The organism is Paenibacillus koleovorans NBRC 103111 (assembly GCF_004000845.1).
GTDB classification, from domain to species: domain Bacteria; phylum Bacillota; class Bacilli; order Paenibacillales; family NBRC-103111; genus Paenibacillus_AA; species Paenibacillus_AA koleovorans.
Genome location: NZ_BIMA01000199.1, coordinates 1 through 6,380, shown reverse-complemented (window position 1 = coordinate 6,380; position 6,380 = coordinate 1). Strand labels below are relative to the sequence as shown.

Annotated in this window: 5 protein-coding genes; 1 reads left to right on the top strand and 4 read right to left on the bottom strand. The window is 57.4% G+C overall.

The window, feature by feature from the left end; all coding sequences use genetic code 11:
• Positions 1-286: 286 nt before the first annotated feature.
• The 4 genes from PKO02S_RS31350 to PKO02S_RS31335 form a co-directional block, all read right to left on the bottom strand.
• Positions 287-1,399 (bottom strand): Gfo/Idh/MocA family protein, encoded by a 1,113-nt coding sequence (locus PKO02S_RS31350; RefSeq protein ID WP_127589125.1) that lies wholly within the window; start codon positions 1,397-1,399, stop codon positions 287-289.
• Positions 1,400-1,419: 20 nt separating this feature from the next.
• Positions 1,420-2,367: an aminoglycoside phosphotransferase family protein gene (locus PKO02S_RS31345; protein WP_127589123.1), complete on the bottom strand. Its 948-nt coding sequence runs from the start codon at positions 2,365-2,367 to the stop codon at positions 1,420-1,422.
• A gap of 247 nt (positions 2,368-2,614) precedes the next feature.
• Positions 2,615-3,034 (bottom strand): DUF6843 domain-containing protein, encoded by a 420-nt coding sequence (locus PKO02S_RS31340; protein WP_127589121.1) that lies wholly within the window; start codon positions 3,032-3,034, stop codon positions 2,615-2,617.
• A 213-nt stretch (positions 3,035-3,247) separates the two neighbouring features.
• Positions 3,248-5,071, bottom strand: coding sequence for a glycoside hydrolase family 2 protein (locus tag PKO02S_RS31335; protein WP_127589119.1), 1,824 nt, complete (start codon positions 5,069-5,071; stop codon positions 3,248-3,250).
• Between the two features lie 178 nt (positions 5,072-5,249).
• Between PKO02S_RS31335 and PKO02S_RS31330 the strand changes: the two genes are divergently transcribed.
• Complete coding sequence (locus tag PKO02S_RS31330) at positions 5,250-6,161, top strand: ArsR/SmtB family transcription factor (protein WP_127589117.1); 912 nt, start codon at positions 5,250-5,252, stop codon at positions 6,159-6,161.
• The last annotated feature ends 219 nt before the right edge of the window (positions 6,162-6,380 follow it).

The window sequence follows — 6,380 nt, the reverse complement described above, 5'->3', positions numbered from 1 at the left end:
ACACCGATGCCGGGAGGTGGCGCCATGGATGCTGAATCCCCCAAACTCGCTTAGCAAGCGTCCCTCTTATGCTTTATCGCTGTAAAGCGATTAAACTTTCTATTATGTGAACAAAAACCACCGGGCGAGGTGCCCGATGGTGGTTGGGTGGATGTTGACTTGGGTGGATCCGGAGTCGGGTGGATCTGGAGTTGGGTGGGGTGGCGGGGGATCGCCAATCCATCATAGCTAGACTTCACGGCAATTGTGAGTACCACCTTTCATCCGATCAAGCGGTCCGCCCGCCTCACCACCACCTGGAATCCGGAACGTCGACCCACTCGCCGCTGCGGCCAATCGATTGCTGGCTGACCAGGCCCGGCAGCGTCATATCCATCGCTTGATGGATGTTGATCGTGAGCGCCTTTTCCCCCGTCAGCTGAGCCAAAATATCGCACATCATCACATAGTCGGAGCCGCCGTGGTTGACGACCTGATCTTCCGGGAGCTCCGCCCATGCTTTAGGCAGGTACTCGGCCTCCACTGTCCGCATATCCTTCCACTCTTTCTTGTCCTCGCCGAACGTCTTGGAGTAGAACTTGCCGTTCCAGAAATCGAACCGATCCGACTCATAGCAGCCTTGTGTGCCTTGCAGCTGGTAATTCAGCGTGGTCGGGCGTTCGGACAGCAAGTCCTGGCGGATCTTGATGAGCCGGCCCTGCTCGGTTCTAGCCAGCATGACGCAAGTGTTTTCTTGCTCATAAGCGCGCCCCGAAGCATCCGCATAATGATGGCCGCCGCCGATACAAGACACCTGCGAGATCCGGTCGCCCTCGAACCAATCCAGAATCGGCCCGATGCTGTGGGTCCCGTACGTGATGCCGTTGACGCCGGTTTGCCAGGACCGCCGCCACTTGGTCAACTCGTTCAGTTCCTTCGACTCATGGAGATACTCGCCCTCCGCGTAGTACAGCTCCCCGAACAAGCCGGCTCGAATCATCGCTTTTACCAGCATCATTTGTTTGAAATAGTTTACATTTTCCGCCATCAAATACCGGCCTCGCGAATGCTTAACCGCCTCGACCAATTGACGGCACTGCTCGAGGTCTGTCGCCGCCGGCACTTCGCTGATCACGTGCAGATGCTGTTCGAGTGCGAGCAAGCTTTGGGGTGCATGCGCCTGCATCGGGGTCCCGATGATAACGGCATCCAGCTCCGTTTGCTCCAGCATGTCCTCGTAAGAGAGGAACGACTGGGCTTGCGCACCGTAAAGCTGGGAGACGGCACGCAGTTTGTCCTCGGAAGCATCGCAGATCGCGGCAACCGTCACCCGGGGATGCATCGCCAGCGCCTGACTGAACGCTCTAGGTCTACCGCCTGCACCGGCAATTCCAATACGCAACGTTTCGATTTGGCTCATGGGGCACCTCTTTTATTAGTCTAGGATAGTTTAGAATGGTTCTGATAAAAGTCGAGGACACTCGCAAAACGCTCCGTTATTTCGATCCCCTTCTGCCAATCCGCGCCACCGTCCTCCAACGTCCAGCAAGCTTCGAGCACGCCTCGCGCCACCCCCCACATCGCAATACGCTGGGGATCCAATCCGAGGCGATCGGCCATCATCGCAATCCGCCGCAGCAGCAGCGACTCTCGGTCCCCGCCTCGATCTTCGAAATTCAGCAAATACTGGATCGTTTCGAAATGGACATCGCCCACGACGCCTTTCGGGTCAATGACCATCCATTGGTTTTCGCCACGGAGAAGGAGATTGTAATGGTGAAGATCGCCGTGCAGGAGAAGAAGAGGCTCTTGGGTGCTCGCGAGAAGATCGGCTAAATAGACTTCGGCGGTTTCCACCCATTTTTCCGGTAAAGGCGTTTCCTGAGGCTTGTCCTCTACACGCTTGAGGCGGTATCGCTCCATAGCAGCAAAATGCTGCAGTAAAGTCGGGAACACACCGTCGACAGGCAGATCTTGCGAGTGAAGTCGGCGAAACACTTCGCAGAAAACGGCCGTAGCCCGCTCATCATCCTCGATCGTCGACAAAGGCGTGCCCGGGACAACCCCCTCCAGAACCGCGACTCCCCAGCTCTCATCCGCATCCAACACTCGAACACCCCCATGCCCCGCATAAGCGCGAAGGACGCGAACCTCTCTGGCCAGCTCGTCCTTCAGGAACGAGGCTTTCAGCACGATCGAACGATCTTCGGCGTCTTTGCCCAGTAGGATGAAGTTCCAGGTTAGATCGGGGAAAGGAGCAACTGAACGAAAGTCGAAGCGAGCTGCACATTCGGCAATCAAACCGGGGAGCGCCTCCGCCCAAGCCAATCCCGCCTCGCCGTGAAGCTCGTGCATCCTTTGTAGAAAAGCTGGAGGGATCTCTATCATGAAGCAGCGGCTCCTTCCTTGTTGTTATGTCGAGCATAACACCTATATCATACCTGTGTTAACTAGTTGAGTTAAATTTTCTTTTTTCGGCTCTCCATTGGCGCGCATTTGCTGCTGAACGGCCGGATCGCCTTCAAGCTAGCTTAGCGATTGCGTATCGCGCAGCCGGGTTGACACTCATGATTCGGTTCAGCACGCAGCGGTCGATCCCCCATTCGATGGCATACGGGATGAAATCCGTAAACATTCAGTATCCTTCCTTCGGCTGCTGTTTGAATTGGGCTTCGGTGCCGACGAAGAAGCGTAGCATCGGCGGCTGATCCGTCCCGGAGGAGGTGCCGATCCCGTGGACGAGCTGTTCCTTCGTGCCGAAGCCGGTTCTCTGGCCGATCGCGTCGACGTAGTAGAATACCATCGGCCCCGCCTTGTTCGCGCTCGAAGTCGCGACCTTGCCGGAGGCGGGCACCTCGTAGACGATGTGGTTGCGCTCCTCCTTCAGCGCCGGCGCGTTTGGCTGCTCGTAGGTGACTTCTACCCAGCCGGTGAAGCCTTGCGGCAGCACGAACAGATGTGTCGGACGCGCATTGCAGGCGGTGAGGACGACAGTAGCTATGGTGAGTAGCAGGGCGAATAAAAGGATGTAGCTTTTGCGGCTGCGGAGTAGCATGTTGTTTGCGGTTCCTTTCCCGTGCGGTAGAGCTTGTTTCTTCTATTCTATCATTTGCAGGGGGAAGGCGCACGTTCCGGGCGCAGACCCCATTTTCCGCAGAATTAGATGATTTCGAGTAACCATACTCTACGCAGGGCACGCCTCCTCCCCCGGACACACAAAACCGCCCGCTCCCCAAGGAGCGGACGGTCCAATCAACCACAATCCAGCCTATTTAGCCTCACCGGCAGAGGGGGCCCTCAACGCCATGTGGGTGGCGACCGCTTCGGCCGATACCGGCTTGCCTTCGTTGATCAAGCGAATCCACTCGAGCGGCACCTTCGCCTGGCGGTCGTACGTCAGCAGCCCGTTGATCTCCTGCTCCACATCGGTCAGCTGCGTGTAGCAGTAGCCCTTCACCGCCACCGACTGCAGCAAAGGCCGCACGACAGCCGCCACCCGCTCCACGTAATCGCGCTCATCGCTGGCGGCCGAGTAGCCCCAGCCCTCCCACTCGCTCTTGCGGAAAGAGATGCCGCCGAACTCGGTGACGAGAATCGGCTCACCGGCATGCGATACGCCCGGCATGTATAAGCTGCGCTTGCAAGGCTTTTCGCTGAGGATCTGCTCGACGCTGCTATACCGTCGGCTCAGCACATCCTCGCGGCTCTCATAGTCATGGATCGTCAACATATCCGACTTCGCATGCTCCCACCCGTCATTCGAAATCACGGGACGCGTCGAATCGAGCGACTTCGTCAAGTGGTACATCGCCGTCGCATGATGCTGCTGCTCCCGGTTACGCATGATGTCCGGGACGCCCCAGCTCTCATTGAGCGGCACCCAAGCAACCAAACAAGGATGGTTGTAGTCCCGCTCCACGGCCTCCTGCCACTCGCTCGTCATCCGGTTCACGTAGGCACCCGAGAAGACGTAGGCGTTCGCCATCTCGCCCCAGACGAGCAGCCCCAGCCGGTCGCACCAATACAAGTAGCGCGGATCCTCGATCTTCTGATGCTTGCGCGCGCCGTTGAAGCCCATCGCCTTGGTCAGCTCGACATCTTGCCGCAGCGCCTCATCCGACGGGGCGGTCAGCAGTCCTTCCGGAAAATACCCTTGATCCAGCACCAGCTTCATGTAATAAGGCCGGTTGTTCAAACACAGCTCGCCCTGCTCGATCGAAATTTTGCGCAGACCGAAATAGCTGGCGACCCGATCCGTCTCCCGTCCCTCCACGCGAAGGACCAGCTCCACATTGTACAGATTCGGCGCCTCCGGGCTCCAAACTTTCAAGAAACGATCGGGCTGGGTGGCTACCAGCTTGATGCGGCGAGACATAACCGATTCCAGCACCTGCGTCACATCCCGGGCGATCAGCTCGCCCTCGAACATAATGCTTGTCTCCAGCTGCACATCCGCGGCCGCACCGAACCGATCCCCTGCGACAAACGCGTCAATGGCGATTTCGTTCGCATCCAAATCCGGCGTGAGCTTCACCTTCTGCACATGAATCGGCTCCACCGGCTCCAGCCATACCGTCTGCCAGATCCCGGTAGTCCCCGTGTAAAAAATGCTCTCCGACTGTTCCTTCCAATACTGCTTGCCCCGAGGGACAGACAGGTCCAAGCTGTAATCCTGCGCCCGAACCACAATCGTGGCAGAGCAGGCTCCACCCTCGTCCAGACAACCCGTTATATCAGCGGAAAAGGGAGTATGTCCGCCCTCATGCCGCGCGACCAACTGCCCGTTGACCCACACCATGGCGGCATAATCGACCGCGCCGAAATGAAGCCATACCTGCTTGCCCCGGAAAGCTTCAGGCAGCCCTATCTCCCTGCGGTACCAGACGATATCGTGGAACGTCCGGTCGTTAATCCCGCTGAGTGCGCTCTGATAGCAAAAAGGGACCTGAATTTGGCGAGAAAGCGACGTACCTTTGTACCATTTCTGCACCAACCCGCGATTCTCGTCATCAAACTCAAATTCCCATACACCGTTCAAACATAGCCAGGATTGGCGCTGAAACTGGGGTCTCGGATACTCGGCTCTTAGCATGAGGGACAACCTCCAATAGTTTAAAATGAAGACCTTTATATAGCGATAATATAATTTGTATAGGAAAATGTAAATATTGAAAATTGTGAAATTCCTATATTCATTTAATTTTTGCAATATAACAATTCTCCATGTACACTTAAAAGATAGCAATCGAACCGACCGGAGGAACCCGATCATGGAGCAAGAAACGAATGTCAAACGCATCCCCACGCCCGCCCTGCTAGAAACCGCCAAAGCCCTGGCCAGCGACTTGCGGCTGCGTATTCTGGAGAGCCTGAGCGAGAAGCCGATGAGCGTATCGGAGCTGACCGCCCAACTTGGAGTCGCCCAACCCACGATCTCGATCAATGTGCAAATGCTGGAGGAGGCCGGTCTGGTCGAGACGGTCCAGCGGTTCGGGCGGGGCAAGCTGCTGTCGCGGACATGCGATGTTGTGATGCTGCAGCTGCCGAAGGTGCCGAACGAGCTGTCCCAGCTGGAGTCGATTCAGATGCCGGTAGGGATGTTTTCGGATTTTCGTGTGAAAGCGACCTGCGGTTTAGTTGGCAAAGACGGGCTGATCGGCGCGGTCGATGATCCGCAAGCATTTTATTGGCCGGAACGCGCCGATGCTTTTCTCGTCTGGTTCAGCGAGGACGGCTACATCGAGTACCGGTTCCCGAACGGCATGACGCCGAGCAACCCGCCTCATGCCATCTCCATCAGCGCGGAGGTATGCTCGGAGGTGCAAGGCTATCGCGAGGACTGGCCGTCGGACATTACGCTGTCCATCAACGGCGTGGAGGTCGGCACGTGGACAAGCCCGGGCGACTTCGGCGGCAAAAAGGGCGAGCTGACGCCTTCCTGGTGGCTCGGCGGCACGCAGTACGGTTTGCTAACGGAGTGGACGGTCGACGCGCAGGGCAGCTCGGTGAACGGCGAGCGCGTGGAAGGCGCGAACCTGGCGCAGCTGCGGCTGCAGCCCGGCGAGCCGATCGTCGTTCGTTTCGCTGTCAAGCCGGATGCCGCCAACTGCGGCGGCCTGAACATTCTCGGCAAACACTTCGGCAACGTGCAGCAAGATATCAAGCTGACGCTGCATCGCTAGTTCAGCGCAAGAACTTTGGCAAGGCGACCGAATTCGTCCCTTTCGAAACTTTATAAGAAAAGCCAGCAGGAAGATCACCCTGACGGTCCTCTGGCGAAAGAGTTCAGTTGGCGCGTGGGGAGGACAGGCAGTGGGGTTCCGGCCGCTGTTGTAAGCACGGCCCTTGGATTGAAGTTGGTTGTGGGTAGGCCCTGATTTCAAAAGCGACCGCGCGCTTCT